This window comes from Salmonirosea aquatica, assembly GCF_009296315.1.
Classification (GTDB): Bacteria; Bacteroidota; Bacteroidia; order Cytophagales; family Spirosomataceae; genus Salmonirosea; species Salmonirosea aquatica.
The window spans coordinates 2,872,478-2,892,848 of the sequence record NZ_WHLY01000002.1 but is presented as its reverse complement, the minus strand read 5'-3'; the positions used below and the strand labels follow the sequence as shown (position 1 = coordinate 2,892,848).

20 protein-coding genes and 1 pseudogene are annotated in these 20,371 nt (G+C 50.8%); 5 read left to right on the top strand and 16 right to left on the bottom strand.

Annotated elements, in window-relative coordinates; genetic code table 11:
- Positions 1-38 precede the first annotated feature (38 nt).
- From GBK04_RS13155 to GBK04_RS13130, 6 genes are all read right to left on the bottom strand, one after another.
- Positions 39-2,444 (bottom strand): hypothetical protein, encoded by a 2,406-nt coding sequence (locus tag GBK04_RS13155; protein WP_152760346.1) that lies wholly within the window; start codon positions 2,442-2,444, stop codon positions 39-41.
- Positions 2,396-4,738, bottom strand: coding sequence for a hypothetical protein (locus tag GBK04_RS13150; RefSeq protein WP_152760344.1), 2,343 nt, complete (start codon positions 4,736-4,738; stop codon positions 2,396-2,398). The genes GBK04_RS13155 and GBK04_RS13150 overlap by 49 nt, the downstream gene beginning before the upstream one ends.
- An 86-nt stretch (positions 4,739-4,824) precedes the next feature.
- Positions 4,825-5,655 carry a 50S ribosomal protein L11 methyltransferase gene (gene prmA / locus GBK04_RS13145; protein WP_152760342.1) on the bottom strand — a complete coding sequence of 277 codons (831 nt, stop codon included), beginning with the start codon at positions 5,653-5,655 and terminating at the stop codon, positions 4,825-4,827.
- 136 nt (positions 5,656-5,791) lie between these two features.
- A complete protein-coding gene (locus GBK04_RS13140) occupies positions 5,792-7,045 on the bottom strand; it encodes an OmpA family protein (RefSeq protein ID WP_152760340.1) in 1,254 nt (417 codons plus the stop codon).
- 99 nt (positions 7,046-7,144) lie between these two features.
- Entirely contained in the window at positions 7,145-7,894 is a 750-nt protein-coding gene (locus tag GBK04_RS13135) for a DUF5672 family protein (protein ID WP_373330952.1), read from the bottom strand.
- A gap of 54 nt (positions 7,895-7,948) precedes the next feature.
- Positions 7,949-8,926, bottom strand: a complete 978-nt coding sequence (locus tag GBK04_RS13130; RefSeq protein WP_152760336.1) for a glycosyltransferase family 2 protein — start codon at positions 8,924-8,926, stop codon at positions 7,949-7,951.
- A 337-nt stretch (positions 8,927-9,263) separates the two neighbouring features.
- Here GBK04_RS13130 and GBK04_RS13125 point away from each other — a divergent pair, with 337 nt between their 5' ends.
- From GBK04_RS13125 to GBK04_RS30615, 4 genes are read left to right on the top strand one after another with little or no spacing between them, the layout of a single operon-like run.
- A complete protein-coding gene (locus GBK04_RS13125; protein ID WP_152760334.1) occupies positions 9,264-9,812 on the top strand; it encodes a hypothetical protein in 549 nt (182 codons plus the stop codon).
- A gap of 49 nt (positions 9,813-9,861) precedes the next feature.
- Positions 9,862-10,659 carry a cysteine hydrolase family protein gene (locus GBK04_RS13120; protein WP_152760331.1) on the top strand — a complete coding sequence of 266 codons (798 nt, stop codon included), beginning with the start codon at positions 9,862-9,864 and terminating at the stop codon, positions 10,657-10,659.
- 41 nt (positions 10,660-10,700) lie between these two features.
- Positions 10,701-11,000 carry an SDR family NAD(P)-dependent oxidoreductase gene (locus GBK04_RS30620; protein WP_373330951.1) on the top strand — a complete coding sequence of 100 codons (300 nt, stop codon included), beginning with the start codon at positions 10,701-10,703 and terminating at the stop codon, positions 10,998-11,000.
- A gap of 32 nt (positions 11,001-11,032) precedes the next feature.
- On the top strand, positions 11,033-11,461 hold the full coding sequence (locus tag GBK04_RS30615; protein WP_373330950.1) for an SDR family oxidoreductase: 429 nt from the start codon (positions 11,033-11,035) through the stop codon (positions 11,459-11,461).
- A gap of 69 nt (positions 11,462-11,530) precedes the next feature.
- On the opposite strand, the gene GBK04_RS13110 is transcribed toward GBK04_RS30615, so the two are convergent.
- The 3 genes from GBK04_RS13110 to GBK04_RS13100 form a co-directional block, all read right to left on the bottom strand.
- Positions 11,531-11,890 carry a DUF6970 domain-containing protein gene (locus GBK04_RS13110; protein ID WP_373330949.1) on the bottom strand — a complete coding sequence of 120 codons (360 nt, stop codon included), beginning with the start codon at positions 11,888-11,890 and terminating at the stop codon, positions 11,531-11,533.
- An 81-nt stretch (positions 11,891-11,971) separates the two neighbouring features.
- Positions 11,972-13,243: an alpha/beta hydrolase family protein gene (locus tag GBK04_RS13105; protein WP_152760327.1), complete on the bottom strand. Its 1,272-nt coding sequence runs from the start codon at positions 13,241-13,243 to the stop codon at positions 11,972-11,974.
- Positions 13,244-13,305: 62 nt separating this feature from the next.
- Entirely contained in the window at positions 13,306-13,626 is a 321-nt protein-coding gene (locus GBK04_RS13100; RefSeq protein ID WP_152760325.1) for a hypothetical protein, read from the bottom strand.
- 231 nt (positions 13,627-13,857) lie between these two features.
- Between GBK04_RS13100 and GBK04_RS13095 the strand changes: the two genes are divergently transcribed.
- Entirely contained in the window at positions 13,858-14,676 is an 819-nt protein-coding gene (locus GBK04_RS13095) for a transglutaminase domain-containing protein (protein WP_152760323.1), read from the top strand.
- Between the two features lie 87 nt (positions 14,677-14,763).
- Here the strand turns inward: GBK04_RS13095 and accC are convergent, their stop codons facing one another.
- The 7 genes and pseudogenes from accC to GBK04_RS13060 form a co-directional block, all read right to left on the bottom strand.
- Positions 14,764-16,107, bottom strand: a complete 1,344-nt coding sequence (gene accC, locus GBK04_RS13090; protein ID WP_152760321.1) for an acetyl-CoA carboxylase biotin carboxylase subunit — start codon at positions 16,105-16,107, stop codon at positions 14,764-14,766.
- Positions 16,108-16,125: 18 nt separating this feature from the next.
- A complete protein-coding gene (accB, locus tag GBK04_RS13085; RefSeq protein WP_152760320.1) occupies positions 16,126-16,602 on the bottom strand; it encodes an acetyl-CoA carboxylase biotin carboxyl carrier protein in 477 nt (158 codons plus the stop codon).
- 43 nt (positions 16,603-16,645) lie between these two features.
- The gene (efp, locus tag GBK04_RS13080) at positions 16,646-17,212 is read right to left on the bottom strand and encodes an elongation factor P (RefSeq protein ID WP_152760317.1); all 567 of its coding nucleotides are present in this window, start codon (positions 17,210-17,212) and stop codon (positions 16,646-16,648) included.
- A 209-nt stretch (positions 17,213-17,421) separates the two neighbouring features.
- A complete protein-coding gene (locus GBK04_RS13075; RefSeq protein ID WP_152760315.1) occupies positions 17,422-18,411 on the bottom strand; it encodes a beta-ketoacyl-ACP synthase III in 990 nt (329 codons plus the stop codon).
- Between the two features lie 25 nt (positions 18,412-18,436).
- Positions 18,437-19,353 (bottom strand): annotated as a pseudogene (gene plsX / locus GBK04_RS13070) (phosphate acyltransferase PlsX).
- A 152-nt stretch (positions 19,354-19,505) separates the two neighbouring features.
- On the bottom strand, positions 19,506-19,700 hold the full coding sequence (gene rpmF / locus GBK04_RS13065; RefSeq protein ID WP_152760313.1) for a 50S ribosomal protein L32: 195 nt from the start codon (positions 19,698-19,700) through the stop codon (positions 19,506-19,508).
- Positions 19,701-19,741: 41 nt separating this feature from the next.
- Entirely contained in the window at positions 19,742-20,317 is a 576-nt protein-coding gene (locus GBK04_RS13060) for a YceD family protein (RefSeq protein ID WP_373330948.1), read from the bottom strand.
- Between the last annotated feature and the right edge of the window lie 54 nt (positions 20,318-20,371).

The following is a 20,371-nucleotide window of genomic DNA, read 5'->3' as shown; positions in this document are numbered from 1 at the left end:
GTTAATAAAGAAAAAAATTGTACGCAAAATAGTTCATCTCAAAAACCTTCGGCGGCTTCGGCTTTCTTTTTCTCCACTTTTTTCTTGGCTTCCTTTTTAGCGGCCGCTGCTTTGGCCAGCATGGCTTTTTTAAGCGCAGGTTGATAAAAGTCCGAGAAGCGATCCAGGAACATAGCTTTTTCCTCAAAACCTAGGGGGATCAATTCCATGTCCTTAGTCTTCGCATTTTTTGATTTAGCCAAAATCTGGTCGTTAAAGTTCACGTCCGACGACACAATGCCCAGTTGGTTTTGAGCGTAATCCATGTAGTACCACACATCGGGCGACAGTTCCAGGTACAGGCCGAACTCATCCCCCGCATCCGTACGGCGCAATTCAAATACCCCTTCCATCTGCGCATTGATATCGCTGCGGCCCAGATTGGACATTCCGATTTTTCCCAACGAGAAATACGCCCCGTGCGTATCCGACCAGCGAAGGTTGACATTGGAAAGTACCATCGACGCATCCAGGTCAGAAGAAGCCTCAAAAAGCGGCTTATACCCAGCAGCCGTCTTGGTGGCGTACTCATCCGCCGCCTTCGACCCGATCAGGGCAGCCAGCTTGGTATTCAGGCGATCAGGATCATCTTCGGCGGGGTCGCTGTTCTGCTCGTCAAGGTTGGTCTGCACGATTTTGGCAGCCAGATCCGTCGTGATGGCCGACAAAACGGGTAAGTGGAACAGTAGCATCGTGTTCAGGTCGTAACGGGCGCTGTCCACCTGGATATTAACCAGCCCCGAGGCACGGATCAGATCCGAGGCCGTGATCTTGAGCGGTCCGGCAAAAGCAGCTACCCCTTTCTTATCATCAAATGTAAAAGCATTGGCTTCGTTGATCAGTCCGTCTGAACCCGGCGGGGGCATAATCCGAAACATCTGGCCTTCTTCATCATAACTCAGGTTTCCCTGCGCGGTAAAAATATCCTGGTCACGCTCGGTAAATTTGGGCGATAGGAAACTCATGTACATCCCTCCTCCCGATCGGTAGTGGAGGCCGGCAAACAAGGGCTCTTCTATCTCGTTTTTAAGGTTTTTATTAACCTTGATCGTTATCGCCCCCGTCGAATCGGCGCTGCTTTCTTTCATGGTAATCCAGGAACTCGACAAGTCGGGCCGCGGCTTGAGCATAGGCCGTACCAAGCCATCCAGTTGCAGGGTAGGTTCGTAGGCGATCAGATTGACGCTACCCTTGTATTGCATGCGGGGAGCCAGCATAAATTTGTCCTCTTCCCGTACCTCAGCACGGGCGGTAGTATACAGCATACCTACCGGCGCTTCGGAGAGGGTACCTTTCTTCGTTTTCCGGGATGCATCGGCCACCTGTGGCCCAGCCTCGCGTAGTTCGAAGTTCTCCATCTTGATGTTGAAGGTATCCTTCCGCGAGGTCACATATTGGTAGGTTGCCGACCCCTCGAAACGATTGCGCGACACGATGTGGATGTTGGCGTTTTTGAGGCGATGTGAGCTGTTGAGCGTATCGATCTCGATGCGTGCATTTTTGAAGTCCGCCATCTCACCGTTCTTCCGCACACTGACCACTCCCTTGTCAGGAATTATTTTCACGTCAGCAGTACGAATGTAGGGTACCCCGCTGATGTTGAGCGTCATTTTTTCGATTTCGTAGAGGGCGGCGGAGCCGTTAAAGGCCAACCCTTCCTGCTCGGGGGCGGTGGCCGCAAAGGTGGAGTTGGCCACATCACCCTTCATGGCGATGGTTTTGTTGGCAATGTTCCAGCGGGCTTTGTTGATAGACGTGCGGTAGGAGGCATAGGGAAATTCCATGGCGGAAGTATCAGTCCCAAAACCTGAGCCGGTAGTCGACAGGTCCGCGAAATTCTTGGCAATGTTGAAATCCACATTTACGTTTTTTCCCAAAAGAATGGGTCGAAACGACTTCTCCTGCCCGGCGGTCAAAGTGAATTGCGCTTTATTAGCCACGAAACCTTCCTTGTTGAATTTGATATCCTCAGAAATCAGCTCCGAGTCCTTTCGTTTCAATACGCCATGGCCAAACAACCCCGCTGAACGCAGCAGTAACCCACCTTCCAATTGCGTAGTACCGGCATAAAAGTTAAATGAGTTGCCTTGGGTGACGATGAACATGCTATCTACTTTCGGGAACCAGCGCAGGGAGTAATTTTTTAACTCCACCTTGGGAAAGTACCCCTTGCCCAGGGTAGCTTCCTTGATCGTTGCCTCACTGCCGGAAGCAATAAGGGAATCCGTGGTGAGCAGCATTTCCTCCGCCGGAATGGTGGCGGCCAGGTGGCTAAGTACCCCCACCGAGCGTAACCCCTTATTGTCCATCACCAACGGTTCGGTGAGTTTGAGGTTCGAATTGCTCTGATACAGTTTCAGCGGAACAGACGATTTGTACTCAAATCCCAGTGAGTTGTCGTCCATGCTTTTGAGCGTGGTTTTGATGGGGGTAGGATACCATCCGAATTAAAGGTACCTACGAACACGACATCACGCTTGTCCAGGCTATCGAAATCCAGTTTTGGGATTTTGAAGAAAACCTCCCGATTGTACGTCAGATTTTTCCGCTCGGGCTGGTCAAAATAGACCGTCATGCCCTCGGGAATCACGATCCGTGGTGACTTTCCACCCTTCTGACGCCCGGATTTGTTCTTGGGGTCGCTGAGGAAAAAAGTGCCGCCTTTTTCATACTTCACGTGGCCACCCACTTCATTGCTCATACCCTTAGCGTACTTTTCCTGGGGCGTGTAGGTGATGGAATCCACCTGGTTGAGACTGACAAAAAACTGATCGTAATCGAATTTGAGGCCCGAGCCGGTAAAGCGAAAATTAGCCGATTTCAACTGTCCGTTCAATGTAAAATCGCGCCCCCGCCCAATCACGACTTTTTTATCCGAAGGTATGGCCACAATTTTCAGTGAATCGCTTACCACAAATCGCTCTACTCCCCGCACCGTCATTAAGGTGTCCTTAAGCGAAATGGTAGCGTTGGCGAGTTCGCTATTAGCCTCAAATTGGGAGATTATCTGAAAATTATCGTAATCGCTCTTGTCCACACTAGCCAGTATGTACATGACACCCTTACGAGATAGCCGGTACTGGTCGGCCAGGGGATCGCTGATAAAATAACCGTCAAGCGAAAGCCTTTCCAGCGCATTCCGCATGATGGTGGCATCCTGCCGGTACTGATTGGCCAGATCGTAGGGCGAGAACGACTGTACTTTTTTGGTTTGGACGTAGTTGGCCGCCATCAGCAATGGCTGGAATCCCAGCTCCTCGGCAATGCCGGAAAAACGCTGCTTCCGGAAATAATCGAAGGATTCGAGCCGCACGGGAAGCTCTTTCTTGCCCACAATCATATAAAACTCCACCTGCTCTTTGGGGAAATCCCATCGCATGGCTTCCGCCCAGATATTCATTTTATGGTACCCATCCACATAAGGCAGGCTGGCATAAGGCGTGTTGTCGGCCCGTTCGAGTCGTAATTGCCCGGCATCATCACTGTACCGGAAGCGTACCCCCGGATGGTACAGCGAATCACTTCCCAAAGGCAGGGATAGCTCGGCGACCTGCGCCGCTACTGTAGAATCGGTCATCGTGAAACGGCGGCTGGCCATCCGGAAGGCGGGCTTATCGTTGTAAGTCACATAAAGTTGGGCCGGTTCATTACTGAGGGACGTACTGTACACCGTAGTACCCACCAGACTGAAGCCCCCTTTATAGAGTACGCTCTTACGGCTGTTGCGCAGCACCGCGTCATTTCTTTGGGATACAAAACGAGGGTAAGTGGATGGCTTTCCAGCGGGGCGACGGGTAGGCTTAAATTCAAAAACGCCCCGCACGGGCTTTTCCAGGCGGGATTCGTTATGCAGCGTGACGTTCTCGATGTTCAGCCTCGGATTAACCGCGTTGAAGGTGTAGTCGCCCAAATCCACATAAATGGACGGATCGCCCGCCAGCGACCAATCGAACTTACCGCCTTTACCCACAAAGGTACCCGCACGGAGTGAGACCGCCCCCGTACTGGGCCCGAAAACAGCAGAATCTCCACCAGAAACCATCGCAAAGGAGGCGTCCTTCAAGTCGACCAAGGCTCCCGTCAGGACAGGGAGTGGTTCAGATGGGGCCTTAACGAGCGTCGCGGTATCGGATGGGGTATCCCAGCCGTCATTGGCTGGCGCCGCTGCCTGGGGAGCGTCCTTATCGGGCTGGGAATCATCGAAACGGAACCGGTAGCTCCCTGCCACTACATACAGTTTGTTATAATTGGAGTTATAAAGCTGATGTTTATCCAGCAACAACTGCATGGATTCCAACACTTTCTGCAACACCTTACCATCATAGAGTTCGCTGGCGCGGTCGAGTGTGGCCAGAAAACCGTTCACATCGGCTTCAGGCTGGATGACCAGAGTGCGAAAATTGTGCATGAGGAGGTTGAAAACGGGCCCGACCTTCTGGCCTTTCTCCACCAATCGGCGCATTATTTTCACGAACTGCGCCTGCTGGGACGCCGAAGGTGCACTCATCCAGATGCTATCCAACTCCTGCGCGGTTTTGGCATAGAGCGGATTGCGGCTGCTTTCCATCACCTTTTTGACCTCAGTAATGAAGGTACCCGGGTCTTCCGAGAATTTCAGGCTCTGGGCGTGTAGGGTACCTATTCCCACACAGACCAGAAGGAAAAGCGTCAGGCGGGCAAAGGTATTAGTAAGTCTCATGTAAGATCGGTCTAGTTTATGTTTGTCTTGGCGCTTTTGTAACGCGCCCCTCAAAGATTCACGGCCCAGATGTGAATCACCCCTCATCACTTTTCAAAAACCACCATAGCCCACTGGTTTCGGGTGTTCATGCGCTGGAACGTCAGTCCCTGCGCTTCCGCACAGCGGATGATATCCGGGGCATCGGTTTCATAGAATCCGCTCACCACCAACCAGCCCCCAGGCAAAAGGTACTGCACATAGCGGGGGATTTCGTTCAATAGAATATTACGGTTGATATTGGCCAGAATGCCGCCGAAGCGCCGCGCTGCAGGTACCTCGGCGATGGTACCCTGGAATACCTCCGCTGGTTCGGTGACTTCATTTAACGAAAAATTTTCCTGCGTATTTTCCACCGCCCACTCGTCGATATCAAACGCCAGCAGCGCCGCTGCCCCCAGCCTGCGGGCCAGAATGGCCAGGATGCCCGTACCACAACCGACATCCAGTACGTCGACCCCCGTGTGGGGCAGGCTGAGTTGTTCGTTCATCACCAGCCAGGTAGTTTCGTGGTGGCCCGTGCCGAACGACATCTTAGGGGTGATGAGTAATTCGTGCTCAAAACGAGCGTCCGGCTCATGAAACAGCGCCCGTACCCGGATCGCCTCTCCTACCTCGATGGGCTCATACCCCCGCTCCCACTCCTCGTTCCAGTTCTTTTTCTCTAACGCTTGCCAAGAATACCCTATTGCTGTGATAGCCTGATATTTGACCAGCAGTTCCCGTAGGCTTTTTTCATCAAAATCAGTTTCTACGATGTAGGCATCGAGGCCCTCGTCGGTTTCTACGAATGATTCAAAGCCAAGCTCGGCCAGCTCGGCCATAAAGATCTCGGTAAAGTCGGGCGAAAGGGTCAGTTTTAATTTGAGGTAGTTCAAAGCAGTTGCCAATTAATAATGGTTTCTATAAAAAACAAAGATAAGTAAAGCACCAACGAAAGCGGGGTACCTTGATGAAAGGTACCCCGCTTCCTGGCCTGTATTCCGAAAACCTGACAACCCTTGGGCTGAATGGCTAAATCTGAGTCACTACAAATTCTACCCGGCGGTTTTTCTGGCGCTCTGCCTCGGAGTTACCCTTTCCTACCGGACGGGTAGGACCGTAGCCTTTAGCTTCCAGTCGCTGGGCGTCGATGCCTTTCTTGATGAGGTAATCCCGCACGGCGTTCGCCCGATTGCGCGAGAGTTCGACGTTTTTGTCAAAATCGCCCAGATTGTCCGTATGTCCTTCGATCCGGATTTTCATGGACGGATTTTCGCGTAGCATACCCACCAGAGCATTCAACTCATCGAACGACTCGGGTAATAACTCGTATTCGGAGGTCGCAAAATATATTTTTTCCAACGTTATGCTCGCGCCCTCGGCCAGCGGAGTCAGGTAGAAATCATAGGTCAAAGGGTTTTTTCCAGCCGAATCAGCCGGGCTCACGACCATACTCGTGCTGAGGTACCCTTTGGCCGCCGCCCCTACGGAATAGCGTCCGCTCCCATTCAGGCCCAGACGGTACTTGCCCGAAGAGGTACCTACCCGCATGGAGTCGCCTTGGTCTACGTACTGCAACTGTGCCGGAATCGGTTTGCGGGTTTTGGCATCGTAGACGGTTCCCATTAAGCCCACAATTTCCGGGGCGGTGATAGTGACGTCTTCGGGTACCTTGTCCAGCAGCGGGGGTTCCTGAAGCGGAGGCCGCTGGATGGGTACATCTTCTTTGGGCTCTTCTTTAGGGATTGATTTTTTCGGAGGAGAGGATGGGGGTACCCTGGGCTCAGAGCGGGGCGACCTGGGATTCTTGATGTGGATGCCGTAGAAATTCCAAAATTCATAGTTTTCTTCTCTTAGGTCTATATCGGCATTGCGGCCTTCGTAGAGATCAAAAACCTCGATGCCTGGATCGAGCCGTTCGTAATAGAGACGAAAATTCACCACCTCGCCGGGCAGTACGGACTTTTTCTCGGGAGTAACCGGAATTCCTTCCGCTTTGATGAACCGATACCGTCGGCTGGTGTCGCCGGGCCTGTACAAACGACTTTTCGGGTCGATCTGGATAGTATAGTTGGATAGGCCGAAAGGGTTGAAAAGGGTGGCTCTTCCTGGTTGCCCATACTGCATATCGACGATGGTATACTGCTCGGAAAGCGTCACCCGGACAATACTGACCCGGCGGCTATAGCGCTCTTCTACATAAGGACGGTCGGTGATTTGTGCTTGGGCCGTTCCCAGGCTTAGGCCGAGGACCAGCAGCCAAGCAGAAAACGGTAAAATTCGCATGGCTTTTGTTCTAAAAAGGTACGGTGCTATAACACCGCAAAAACGCCAAACCGTGCCGTTTAGTGTGTTAATTTTTGTTAAAGGGGTGAAAATCAGCCGTCAGATTTTAATAAATTCCTGCCAGAATTCGGGGGCATAGCGTTCCCAGGCGTGGCAGCCGAAAGGTAACGCATGGTGGGTAAGTTCGTAGCTCGCCGCCGGGCTTTTCTCGAAGGAAAACCGCAGCGCCTGCTGCCAGGTAGGTAGCCGGATGAACAGTTTCATGGGGATAAGCCGGGTGGCTTCAAGCGAAAACAGCATGTCCTCGTTGCCCCGCCAGGCCGGATAGAATCGGCGGTAGATGTTCAGATACCGGATCAATCCCCGCACCCGCCGCAGCGACAGGCCGCCGTTGAAAACGATTCGGTGAGTAGTGAGGGTATGCGCGAATTCATGCTCAGCCCCGGCAGGAAGGGCGTCAAATGCTTCCTGATGCACCGTAGGAGCTCCGATATAATCCAATTTCTGAGCACACCAATACGGTAGCTCGTCACGGAAAACATAGGCATCTAGCTGATGGATGAGTACGTAATCGTATTCAATAAAACGCTGGTAGAAATCCGGCGAAGTGAGTAGTTGGTTGTAGCTATCGGTACCGGTGAAAAAGTGATCGGGAAAAGATTGCGTGCGGAGCAAAGGAAAAGCATTTACAATCGAAGTAACATCCAGTCCCTGTGGCTTGACAAGAAGGATTGGGTAATCGCCCAGCACCCGAAGGCACTGGGAAAGAGAGGCCCGCTCGGCCAGGCTTAACGCCGTTTGATAGAGCGGTACCAAAACAGCCACTGAAGGTGGGGTAGGCATATTCATTTAAAACGGCCTTGTTGGTTTCGAGGAGTACGAAGGTAGATGAAATCCATCCTTTTACTCAAAAATATCCCCCAAAGCCGGTAACCACCAATCCCTGCTACTGAACTTATAGCGGCCCGCTACCACTTCTTTCAACACAGGAATCAACCTTGGAAAGCGATTATCAGGTAGGCTGGCCCGGCGTTCAAAATGTTTTTGACGCAGATATAATTTTATCAGCTTCTCGCGGGGAATGTAGGGCAGCTCGCGCAGAAGCATGTATATTTTATGGATGTCGTCGGCCTTTTGGCGGATTGGAGCCAGTTTTTCTGCCCGATCACGTGAAAGACGATCCTTGAGACGAACGGGCTCCATCCGACTGCCAAAACCTACCTGCTGGCTGGCGTGCATCCGGTAATAAACGAGCGGTTCTGCGATGAACTGAATCTTTCCTTCCAGACTCAACGCCAGGGCAATCCAGGCATCGTGGATCAACTTGGGGATGTGCATGGGAAAAGGCCTGAGGTGCGCAAGAGTCGATCGGCGCAGGGCCAGCGTGGCACCCGTCACCACAAATCCCCCGAACAAAATTTCGTGTGCCTTGCCTGCTTTCCAAAGCTGTTGCGAGCTTTCGTTGAACTCCACCTCCTGCCAGATCGTGGATTGGGTAGGTTCAGAGAAGCCATCGATGATTTGGGCATTGGAAAACACGGCGTCTACATCAGGGTGCTCCTGTAGGTACCCTACCTGCTTCGCGACTTTGTCGGCACGCCATATATCATCCTGGTCGCACAGAAACAGGATATCACCCTGGCAGAGGGAAAGGCATTTCTCAAAGTTCCTGGTAGAGCCCAGGTTCGTTGTATTTTGAAAAATACGGACCGGGAAAGGGGAGTCATCCGAAAACCGTCGCAGGATTTCCAATGTTCTGTCGCTTGAGCCGTCGTCACACACCACTAGTTCGTGTACCGGAATCGACTGGCCTACTATGCTCTCCAACTGTTCGGGCAAATATTTCTCCCCGTTATAGGTACAGAGGGCTACTGAAATCATTCGTCAAATCTAGGCGGCTCCTAACGGATCCTGTTTAGTTAAAAACTCAATAAAACGCCAAGAAGGCGTGTTTGAGGGGATTAGTATATTTTCTCTTTTCTATTAGGAAAGCCGATGGATTCCACTTTCCGGAGCGTAACCTAAGGGCCAAAGTCAGGATTATAACCTTATAAGGGCGTATACTGTTGACGGAAGACTACCAACGTCTTTGGAAATGTCGTTTTATTTCCTGTTTTTTCTCACAAAACGTATTTCCGGGCAACCGCCTCCCAGCCAATGGACGGTAAAATTACGGGCTTTTTACTTTTTTATATGTCTTGTTAAAATTAAAACTGAAATGGCCCTACCCGATCTCCTGAAAAAGGCAATCGTACAAATGTCCGTCCAGGAAAAAGATAAGCTCCTGTTACGCCTGGTAACCAAGGATCCTCTTTTGGTAGATCGGTTGCATTTTGAGTTGATCGAAGATTCCAGTACCCTTCCGGAACGACGCGAGGTTATCCGGGAAAGAATTATGAAAATAGCCCAGATGAATCAATATTCGCCCGGCTGGATCATGATGGACATGCGCTCGCTCAGCGGCGATATCACCCACCACGTAAAAATCACGAAGGACAAGTACGGGGAAATAGAATTGAACGTGGCGATGTTGAACGCCTTTTTTGAACACCATGCCGAACAACTTCGTAGTTATACCTCGCGCTCGGATAAGTGCGCCCTGTATATTGCCAAAAAAACACAGACGGTACTCAGGCTTCTGGACAAGCTAAACGAGGATTATTACGTAGACTTTGTGGATGATGTAAATCAACTGCTTGGCTTCGTGCACACGATGTGCTCGCATCCCTATGCCCGTCAACTGGAATTGCCCAGGGAGTGGCCATGATATCCTTTCACAAAAGCCCGATCGAACACTAGCCGAATCTGTACCTGCTATGAACTCTGATAAAAAAATAACCCTCCTGATTATTGATGCCCAGTTCGATTTCTGCGCCCCCCAGGGTGCGCTGTACGTGCCGGGTGCCGAACAGGATGTGGAGCGGTTGGTTGCCTTGATTAGCCGGGCGTCTGAGCAGATCGGGCACATTGTGGCTACCCTCGACACGCATCAGGTTTTGGACATTGCCCATCCCGGCTTTTGGAAAAACACCGCCGGGCAAAGCCCCGAGCCCTTCACGCCTATAAGTTCAGCCGATGTAGAAAACGGAACATGGGTACCCCGTTTCGATGTCAATTATGCCCGCCAGTACGTACATTCATTGGAAGAACAGGATGAATTTCAGCATTTTATCTGGCCCGAGCACTGCCTGGCCGGTACGCATGGTGCGGCTTTGGTTGATTCCGTGGCGCGCGCTCTTCGTGAGTGGTCGCATCGCTCCCAGCGCAACTACCAGACGGTAACAAAAGGAGAACATCCGCTGGCAGAACACTTTGGGGTGTTCCGGGCCCAGATTCCGGTACCTGGTAGCCCTAAGACTGAACTCAACCAGCACCTGCTTGACGAACTGGCTCAAAATGACGAAATCTGGATCGCGGGAGAGGCTCGCTCACACTGCGTAGCAACAAGCTTACGGCAAATTATGAAGTACGCACCCTCCTTGGTTCCCAAAGTAATAATGCTCACCGATTGCATGTCCGATGTTACAGGACTTGGGTACCTGGCCGATCCCATTTACGCTGAGGCACGAAAGTTAGGAGTCAGGTTTACTACTTCGGTTGAGTTAATGCCCTAGTCTGTGTCAGTTTATTGGTATTCTTCAAACCCACCTACCTCATGCCCCGCTTTACCGATCAAGTTGTACTCATCACAGGCGCCGGTTCGGGCATTGGCCGGGCAACGGCTTTGTACTTCGCCCGGGAAGGGGCCCAGGTGATCGTTTCCGACATCAATGAATCGAGCGGACAGCAAACCACCTCGTTCATCAAGGCCGAGGCAGGCCGCGCGTCGTTCATTCTGTGTGATGTAGCCAGGCCCGAACAGATAGCCAGTCTGGTGCAACAGGTGGTTTCTGAATATGGACATCTGGATATTGCAATTAACAATGCCGGCATTGGGGTACCCTGTCGAAGGTAGCGGAGGTACCTGTGGAGGAATATCGCAAAATTATGGCCATCAATCTGGACGGCGTTTTTTTTGGGATGCAACACCAGATCAGGCAGATGCTCACACAGGCAGGCGGTGGCCGAATTGTCAATGTAGCTTCGGTAGCCGGTTTGCGGGCTTTGCCCAACAGTGCGGTCTATACCGCCACCAAACATGCCGTCGTAGGTCTGACCAAGGCGGCGGCGATGGAGTATGCCCGCAAGAATATCCGCATCAACGCGATCTGCCCTGTATTTACGCGCTCCGCGCTTGTAGATCAACTTTTTGCTTTGGCTCCGGATTACGAGCAGAAACTGGTGAAGAATATTCCTTTAGGCCGCTACGGCGAACCCGAAGACATAGCCCAGGCCATTTTGTGGCTGTGTGATCCCGCCAATTCGTTCGTGACGGGCCTGGCGCTACCGCTGGATGGCGGCATGATGGCTGGTTGAACGAATGGAGCCACTTTCCACCATAGTAGACATGTAGAATTGAATAACCTATTCGCCATTAAGTATCTTCTACATTCTCAAATCCTCCCAGATTAATTTTTCATTTGAGCGGGAAGTAAAGAAATCAGGACATTTTCCATCACCTGTGCCACTAATTCCTCCATCCGGCGAACAGATTATGTTACATTCCCCATCCATCAATATACTTGGTATGTCACAGCATCTTTGAGGAATGTAGTAGACTACTTTCCCTTTATACAAGTAGCTAAATACCTTAGCTGGCGGATTCCAGATCGGGTCATCCTTTATACCTTCAATAGTACGTTCTATACAATCGGGGGTACCTTTGGGCACTCCGTCTTTTTCGCAACCAATCAAAAATAAAACAATGATTATCAGAATACTATATTTTGTTTTCATACGAATCATCCCTTACAGATTTTGCTATTTGTATCAAGATCCACTTGCTGCACGAAATGGTTGGAATCACGCTTGCTACGCATAGTAGGATTATTTCCGTTTGAAATGGAAATCCGCGAAATTCATAAACTTGTCCCAATCGTAAAGTAATATATCGTGCTTGCCGTTACGCATGTGATAGCCCGTCCAGGTCTTCTGACCAACGGGTACCTCTACTTCGGGCGGAATCGGCGTGGTAAGAGTAGAACGGCCATACAGAGCATAAACCGGACCCGCGTGGTAGAGACTGAGGTACTCTCCTTTCGGATCGGACCATTGGTCCTCGGAAGCACTGGCTACGTACACCGGGCGCGGGGCCATGATTGCGATCAATTCATGAAAATCTACGGGCAAGTCATTCTCCCGGTCGTTGTACTGCTTGTAATTTCCGGCAAACCAGTGCGGAAAGCTAGTGTTGATCCGCTTGATCTGCTCACCATACTGACGGCGGGTGATGGCTGCCCCACCTTCGCCCGAGTCATTGGAGATGACAAGTGCAAAACGCGGGTCCTGGGCCCCTGCCCACAAGGCGGCCTTACCCAGGCGGGAATGCCCCATAACGGCCACTCGTTTTTTGTCGACATCCTGGTCTGTTTCCAGGTAGTCCATCGCCCGGCTCAATCCCCACGCCCAAGTACCAATAGCTCCCCATTCGTCCGGACTGGGTACTGTCTGTCCTTTATTATAAAATAATGAATGGATGCTTTCGTCGAAGCTATCGGCCCGGTCGGGTTGCAGATCGCCATAGTATACTGTGGCCAGTCCATAACCCCGCGCCAGAATTTCCTCTACGGGCCAGCGCCGGGCCCGAGCACCACGGTTGGCTTCGGTAGCCTGATTATTTATAAGGCCGGGATCTTTCCAGTCGGGTACCCAGCGTTTGGTGATTAAGATACCCGGATCGGCATGAATGGATTGGTTGCCCGAAAAATTCAGCCCCAGAAAAACCGGTACGGGTTTCTGAGCGGCATTGGGTGTATACAGTAAAATGTCCATGTAGTGCTGCCTGTCGTCCGTAAAGTACGCCCTGATCTGCTTGCGGGTTGCCAAACTGTTCAGGGCCTGGCGATCGGTTGAGACAGTTTCAAAGTGGATGCGTAACTTCTTCGTAGGCGTTTTTCCATAGACCTGTTCGGCAAAAAGAGCCAAAATCTCGGGGCGGCGCTGCGCTTCCCATTCTTTGACCGTCCTGACCTTTTTGCCCGCCTGAGTCACCATCAGTTCGGGTAATGTATAGGGGGGTACCTTGCTTTCATCATACTGTGCCAATGCCAGCAAAGACTGCGCAATAAAAAAAACGGATAGCAGGAGATTGTTTTTCATACCGCTAAAAGTCGGCAGATTGCAATCTCCTACTATCCGTACCTTACCAATTTTTACCGCAATTACCTGGGTCCGTAGGAACGGCCGCGACTTGAATTGCCGCGGTAGTTACGGTTGCTACGTACCCCGTTTCCGCGCGACTCATAATTTTGGCGCGCGTTATTCGGCGCCTTACGGTAATACCGCGGCTGAGGATTGCGGTAAACCACGCGGGGAGCAGGCCGAACTACCACGACCCGTGGTGAACGGGCGTAGCCGTAACCATACCCATAGGTACCCCCATAATAAGGGCGGGGCGGATAAGATGAATAAGTACAGCCTGATATCGTGACCAGGAACAGCAGCAATACCAGCGGAACGAAACCAATTTTTATCTTTTTCATAGCTTTCTTTCTTTAATATAATTAAATACTACTATACTAACGATTTATAGACAATCCGAGTGCCGTATTCCCCTATTTCCTATGTATTTTCGCAAGTTTTCAGGCCAATAAACGTTCCCCTGAAAGGCTTGGGAATGGTTTTTATATACGGATGTACGTGCCGCCAAATTTATTCTTATTTTTAGTTGATCAACGCTTGGTTTTTTTTGATAAAACATAATTCCCATATCTATGAAAATGAAAGGAAAGTGCGTTTTTACGTACCAGATCGAGTACCCAACGCCCGTTTCCATGATGCTGCGGCCCCGTCGGGAAGGTTCACAGTCTGTTTATAAGGAAGGTTTCGAGATAGAGCCTTCGGTGCATTTCACTGAGTTTACTGACAATTACGGAAACTCTTGCCAGCGGGCTACCTTACCCCCTGGCACCGTCGTAATTACCTCACAAGTTGAGGTGGATGTGCTGGAAACCCCGCCCCTACCCGATCCAAGGCCGGCTTTCGTACCCATCGAAGAACTCCCCGATGATGCTATGCTGTATATTTTGCCGAGCCGTTACTGCCAATCGGACCTTAGCGAAATCCACAAGCTGGCGTTAGAAATTGTCCAGGATCTCACACCTGGCTATGAGCAGGTGGAAGCTATCCGGACCTGGGTGCATCAGAATATTGAGTATAAGTATGGGGTAACTAATTCTAATACGACCGCCCTCGACCTGGCGAATAATCGCACAGGGGTTTGCCGCGATTTTACACACCTGGTCATCGCCCTCTGCCGCAGCCTCAATATTCCTACCCGCATGACGGTGGGGTACCTTGACAAACTCGAAATCACTGATTTGCATGCGTGGGTTGAAGCCTACCTGGGCGACCAGTGGTACACCTTCGATTCAGTGCAGGATCATACGCATGGGTACCGCATCGAGATTGGCCACGGGCGCGATGCCGCCGACGTAGCCATGGTTACCCAATTTGGCTCGATGGACTTAAAGTCGCTGGATGTGGAGACCGAACTTTTGGAAGAAGAAGGCGCCGTAGCTCAGAATGCCTGAGTCGGCATGCTTACTGTCCCTAAATAAAACCGGCCCGCACTCCAAGGAGCGCGGGCCGGTTTTGTGTTAATCCTGACAGAAAAATACCTACAAATCACTAAAATCGAAACTTTCCAAAAACTTCGTGGTGAAGTTCCCCGAGCGGAAACCCTCATCGTCCATGAGCTTGATGTGGAAAGGAATGGTCGTCTTGATACCTTCAATCACAAACTCCTGTAGTGCCCGCTTCATGCGCGTAATAACCTCGGCGCGCGATTGCCCACTCACGATGAGTTTAGCAATCATGGAGTCGTAATTGGGCGGAATGGTATAGCCACTGTACACATGGCTATCGATCCTGACGCCATGCCCACCGGGAAAGTGTAAGTTGGTGATCTTGCCCGGGCTGGGCCGAAAGCTATTGGCAGGATCTTCCGCATTGATACGACATTCCATCGCAAAGAGCTTGGGCGTATAGTTACGGCCCGAAATGGGTTCTCCGGCAGCCACTTTAATCTGTTCTTTAATCAAATCGAAATCCGTCACTTCTTCGGTTATGGGGTGTTCCACCTGAATCCGGGTGTTCATCTCCATGAAGAAGAAATTGCCATGCTTATCCACCAGAAACTCCACCGTGCCCGCACCTTCGTAGCCGATGGCCTGCGCGCCTTTGATGGCCGCCTCACCCATTTTCTCCCGGAGTTCGGGGGTAATGGCAGGGGAAGGCGTTTCCTCAACCAGTTTCTGATGCCGCCGCTGAATGGAGCAATCGCGTTCCGATAGGTGGCATACCTTACCATACTGATCGCCAATAATCTGAATTTCGATATGGCGAGGCTCTTCCACGAATTTTTCCAGATAGAGGCCGTCGTTTCCGAAAGCCGCGCCGGATTCCTGACGGGCATCATTCCAGGCTTTTTCAAATTCCGCTTCCTTAGTAACGATGCGCATGCCGCGTCCGCCACCACCGGCTGTGGCTTTCAAAATAACCGGATAGCCCATATCGGCCGCTAAGACCTTGCCTTCCTCTATGGATTCCAGAAGCCCCTCAGAGCCAGGAATGACGGGTACCTCCGCATCCCGCATGGTGGCTTTGGCCGTGGCCTTGTCCCCCATGCCGTTGATCTGCTCAGCGGTGGCCCCAATGAACTTGATTCCGTAGTCGGCACAAATCTGGGAAAACTCGGAATTTTCTGACAAAAAGCCATAGCCAGGGTGGATGGCATCAGCGCCGGTCACTTCGGCCGCTGAGATGATATTCTGAATACTAAGGTACGAGAGGCGGCTCGCGGGGGGACCAATGCACACGGCCTCGTCGGCAAAGCGTACATGGAGACTATCGCGGTCCGCCGTAGAATAAACCGCTACGGTTTTGATGCCCATTTCGCGACAGGTACGGATAATCCGCAGGGCGATCTCTCCCCGGTTGGCAATGAGTATTTTTTTAAACATAGGGTTTATTTAGAAAAGTCAGACAGGTTCGACCAGGAAAAGGGGTTGATCGAACTCGACCGGGGTAGCATTTTCAACCAGTACCTTGACGATGCGTCCCGCCACTTCTGATTCTATTTCGTTGAACAGCTTCATGGCCTCGATGATACAAACCGGCTTCCCGGGCTTGATTTCGTCGCCAATATTCACCAGCGCCGGGGTTTCAGGACTGGAGGCACGGTAGAAGGTACCAATCATGGGCGACTTAATGGTTATGTAATGGGCTTCGGCATCCACTGCCGCAGGAGTTGAGGGTGGGGTCTGCGTAGCAGCGGGGGCCGAAGCTTGAGGCGCTGCCGGAGCAGAGGCCGGTATAGCAACGGGGGCCGGAGCGGCCGCAGGACCAGTGCCGTACCGCTTCACCTTGATCTTTAATTCGGAGGTTTCGATATTTACTTCATCCAGCCCAGATTGAGCGATGAAATCGATGAGTTTCTGGATTTCTTTGGTTTCCATAGGTTGGCGTTGATGGTTCGGGAGACAAAGGGTACTTGATAGTCTAGGATTTGACTCGTTCCACGTAATCATACGTGCGGGTGTCTATTCTCAGGACATCATCCTGCTCGATAAACAAAGGTACGGTAATACTGGCGCCCGTCTCTACTTCCACTGATTTCTTGGGAGAGTTGGCGGTATCACCCTTGATGCCGGGCTCGGCATAGGTGACTCTCAACTCCACAAAGGCAGGCAACTCGCAGGTAAGGGGAGCATCGTTCTCCGTATTAATCAATATTTCCACCTCTTGCCCCTCCTTCATCAAATCGGCCCCCGTAACGATTTTCTCATCCAGGAGTATCTGCTCGAAGTTTTCGGTATTCATGAAATTATAGCCTACTTCGTCTTTGTACAAAAACTGAAATTTCTGGCGTTCTACTCGCACCGGCGTAATGCTGGCCCCGGAGTTAAAGGTGTTGTCGAGCACTTTCCCCGAAGTGAGGCTCCTCATTTTGGTACGTACAAAAGCGTTGCCTTTGCCCGGTTTTACATGCTGGAATTCGATGATTTGGAACAGATCGTTGTTGTATTCGATTACTAGCCCGTTGCGGATTTCCGAAGTTGATGCCATTTTTAATTAGTTGAAACCGGGTCGCCGGTACGGTTGAAAGTTGTAAGCCGGAAGTGAAGCTATCCTAATAATGTACGTAATGGAATTGTTAATTCTAATAATCCTTACTGACAACTGATTAACTTTGATTTAATTAATTGTATATTGAAATACTTTCAAAATTTTATATACAGAGCAACTATCGAACGTGTTTACACTTCTCTTTCTCCTTAGTAAGCCCATTTTACATAAGCAGTCCCCCAGGTAAAACCTCCGCCAAAGGCAGCCAAAATCAGATTATCGCCTTTGTTGAGCTGCGACTCGTAGTCCCATAGGCAAAGCGGAATAGTAGCTGCCGTGGTATTGCCGTACTTATGAATATTGAGCATCACTTTATCCATACCCACGCCCATGCGATTGGCAGTGGCTTCTATGATGCGCTTATTGGCCTGGTGAGGTACCAGCCACGCCACATCGTCACCGGCCAAGCCGTTTTTCTCCATGATTTCAGCCGAAATATCGGCCATCTTTTTCACGGCAAACTTGAATACCTGTTGTCCGTCCTGGTATACGTAATGCAGGCGCTGGTCAATGGTTTCATGGGTGGGTGGGTACCGGCTGCCGCCCGCTTTCTGATTGAGGTAGGGCTGACCTGACCCATCCGACCGAATGATCGAATCCAGCAGACCATATCCCTCGTCGTTGGGTTCAAGCAGTACCGCCCCTGCTCCATCGCCGAATAGCACACAGGTAGTGCGGTCTGTGTAGTCCACAATAGCTGACATTTTATCAGCTCCTACGATGATCACCTTACGGTATTTCCCGGTCTCAATAAACTGAGAACCCATGGTCAGCGCGTATAGAAATCCCGAACATGCCGCCTGCACGTCGAAACTACCTACGTCGCGGATACCCGCCATTTCACAAATCAGATTGGCCGTGCAGGGAAACAGAAAATCGGGGGTAGTGGTAGCGCAAATCAACAAGTCAATTTCTTCGGGACGGGTATTGGTCTTGGCCAAAAGACCTTTTACTGCCTCAGCGCCCATATGAGAACTCCCCTTACCTTCTCCCTTCAGAATTCTCCTTTCCTTGATGCCCGTCCTGCTGAAAATCCATTCGTCGTTGGTGTCAACCATCTTTTCAAGTTCGGCGTTAGTGAGGACGTACTCAGGTACGTAGCCAAATACGCCGGTGATGGCAGCTTTCGAGTGGGTCATATTATCGGTTTCTTGGTTTTCCAACTCAGGCAAGGGCCTGGGCAATATGTATGTATGCGTTGGCCTCGACCTGCTTGCAAGCCCAGGAAATCATATTTTTGATAGCCAGCGGGGAAGACATACCGTGGGCAATCATCACGTTACCGTTCACCCCCACGATTGGGCTACCCCCCACTCCCTCATAATTGGTGCGGGCGATAAACTCGTCAGTAATACCGCGGTTTTTCGTGATTTCGTAGAGGGACTCCCCCATTTTGAAAAGGATATTTCCTGTAAAACCATCCGTCACAATTACATCGGCCTTGCCCACAAAGAGGTCTTTGCCCTCTATATTCCCCACAAAGTTGATCTTTTTGTTGTCTTTCAGCAATTGATAAGCCGCCTGGGCTACCAGAGAACCCTTCTGCTCCTCTTCTCCAATGTTCATCAGAGCCACCCGGGGGCGGTCGATTTGAAAGGTATATTGTGCGAAAAGGGAGCCTATTTCTCCGAATTGGCCCAGTACATCAGGCTTGCAGTCGGCGTTGGCCCCAATGTCGAGCATAATCGCGAATTGGCCGTTGGTCTGCGGTACGAAGCCCGCAATGGCAGGGCGCAGGATCCCTCGATAGCCCGGATGCTGAAAAGCGCTCCTACATGCATGGCACCGGTGTTGCCGGCGCTACAAAAAATGTCGACTTTTTTCTCTTTTAAAAGCTTAAACCCAACTCCAATACTGGAATTGGGTTTCTGGGAAAGCGCCTTGGTAGGGTGCTCGCTCATTTCTATTACATCGTCGGCCTGAACGATTTCCACCGAGGATGATTCAAAACCATGAAGATCAAATATTTCACGGATACTATTTTCCCGTCCGATCAGCACAATTTGTGTACCGGCAAGCAGATCGGGAGCCGCCATGATAACACCCTCTACGATCGCTCGCGGGGCAAAATCTCCCCCCATAGCATCTACTGCAATTTTCATTTACACACTTTTTGTTGACTGAAAAATGGAAAACGTGGGTGTAAAATTAGCAGTTGCGACGTAGTAAAAAAGAATTTCGCAACAACTTTTACCAAGCTGTTGCGAAATCGATACGCATGTACACTGGGGAACTAGACCGTTTTCGCGTAATCCTCGATCATGAGTTTGCCCTTGTAATAGAGGTTGCCTTCATATACATGAGCATGGTGCGAACGGTGGATTTCACCCGTAGTGGGATCAACAGATAACTGCTTTCCAGTTAGTTTGTCGTGAGTCCGGCGCTTATCGCGACGCGTAGTCGAATGTCTTCGTTTGGGATGTGCCATTATGTTCGGTTATCTAGTAATTGCTGTTCGTAATTGTATGCTTATTTCTGTTTCAGTTTATTCAATGCTTCCCATCGCGGGTCCACTCTGCCATCCTCCGTTTCCGGATCCTCACTTTTGCTGCCTTCCGAGCTGTAGACCAGCGTTTCGGAGTCGGTTTCGTCCTCATTCCCCCCGGATTGCTGACGCAGGTCAGGATGGATCTTTTTCATGGGAAGGGCTAGGGCAATCAGTTCGAAAATATAGCCGGCTACGTTGATGCGTGTCCGGTTGCGGTTAATGATGGCAATTTCCTCCGTCAGTTCCTCATCATGGTCGCCGAACTTCAGTATGATCTTCCCTTCGGTGTCGACGGGTTCCTCAAAAACCTCCAGCGACCGGTCGCAGGTCAATTCGGCAGTCCCGCGGATTATGAACCGGAGCTGAATCATGGTTGTGGATTTGTCCAATACAAGATGTACCTTAAAATCCCCTTTCTGAATCAGTTCCTGGGACATTTGCTCGAAGAACTCAGATCCCAGCTCATAATAGAATTCGTATGATTTGTCTTCCAAACCATAGATGTCTAGGTTATATCGGCTCTGCTCTTTCACGTCGTTCTGCAAAAAGGACTGCAAAGATAAAATCTTTTTGGATTAATTAAAAAAGCTGGCTGTGAATTTCTTGGAGCA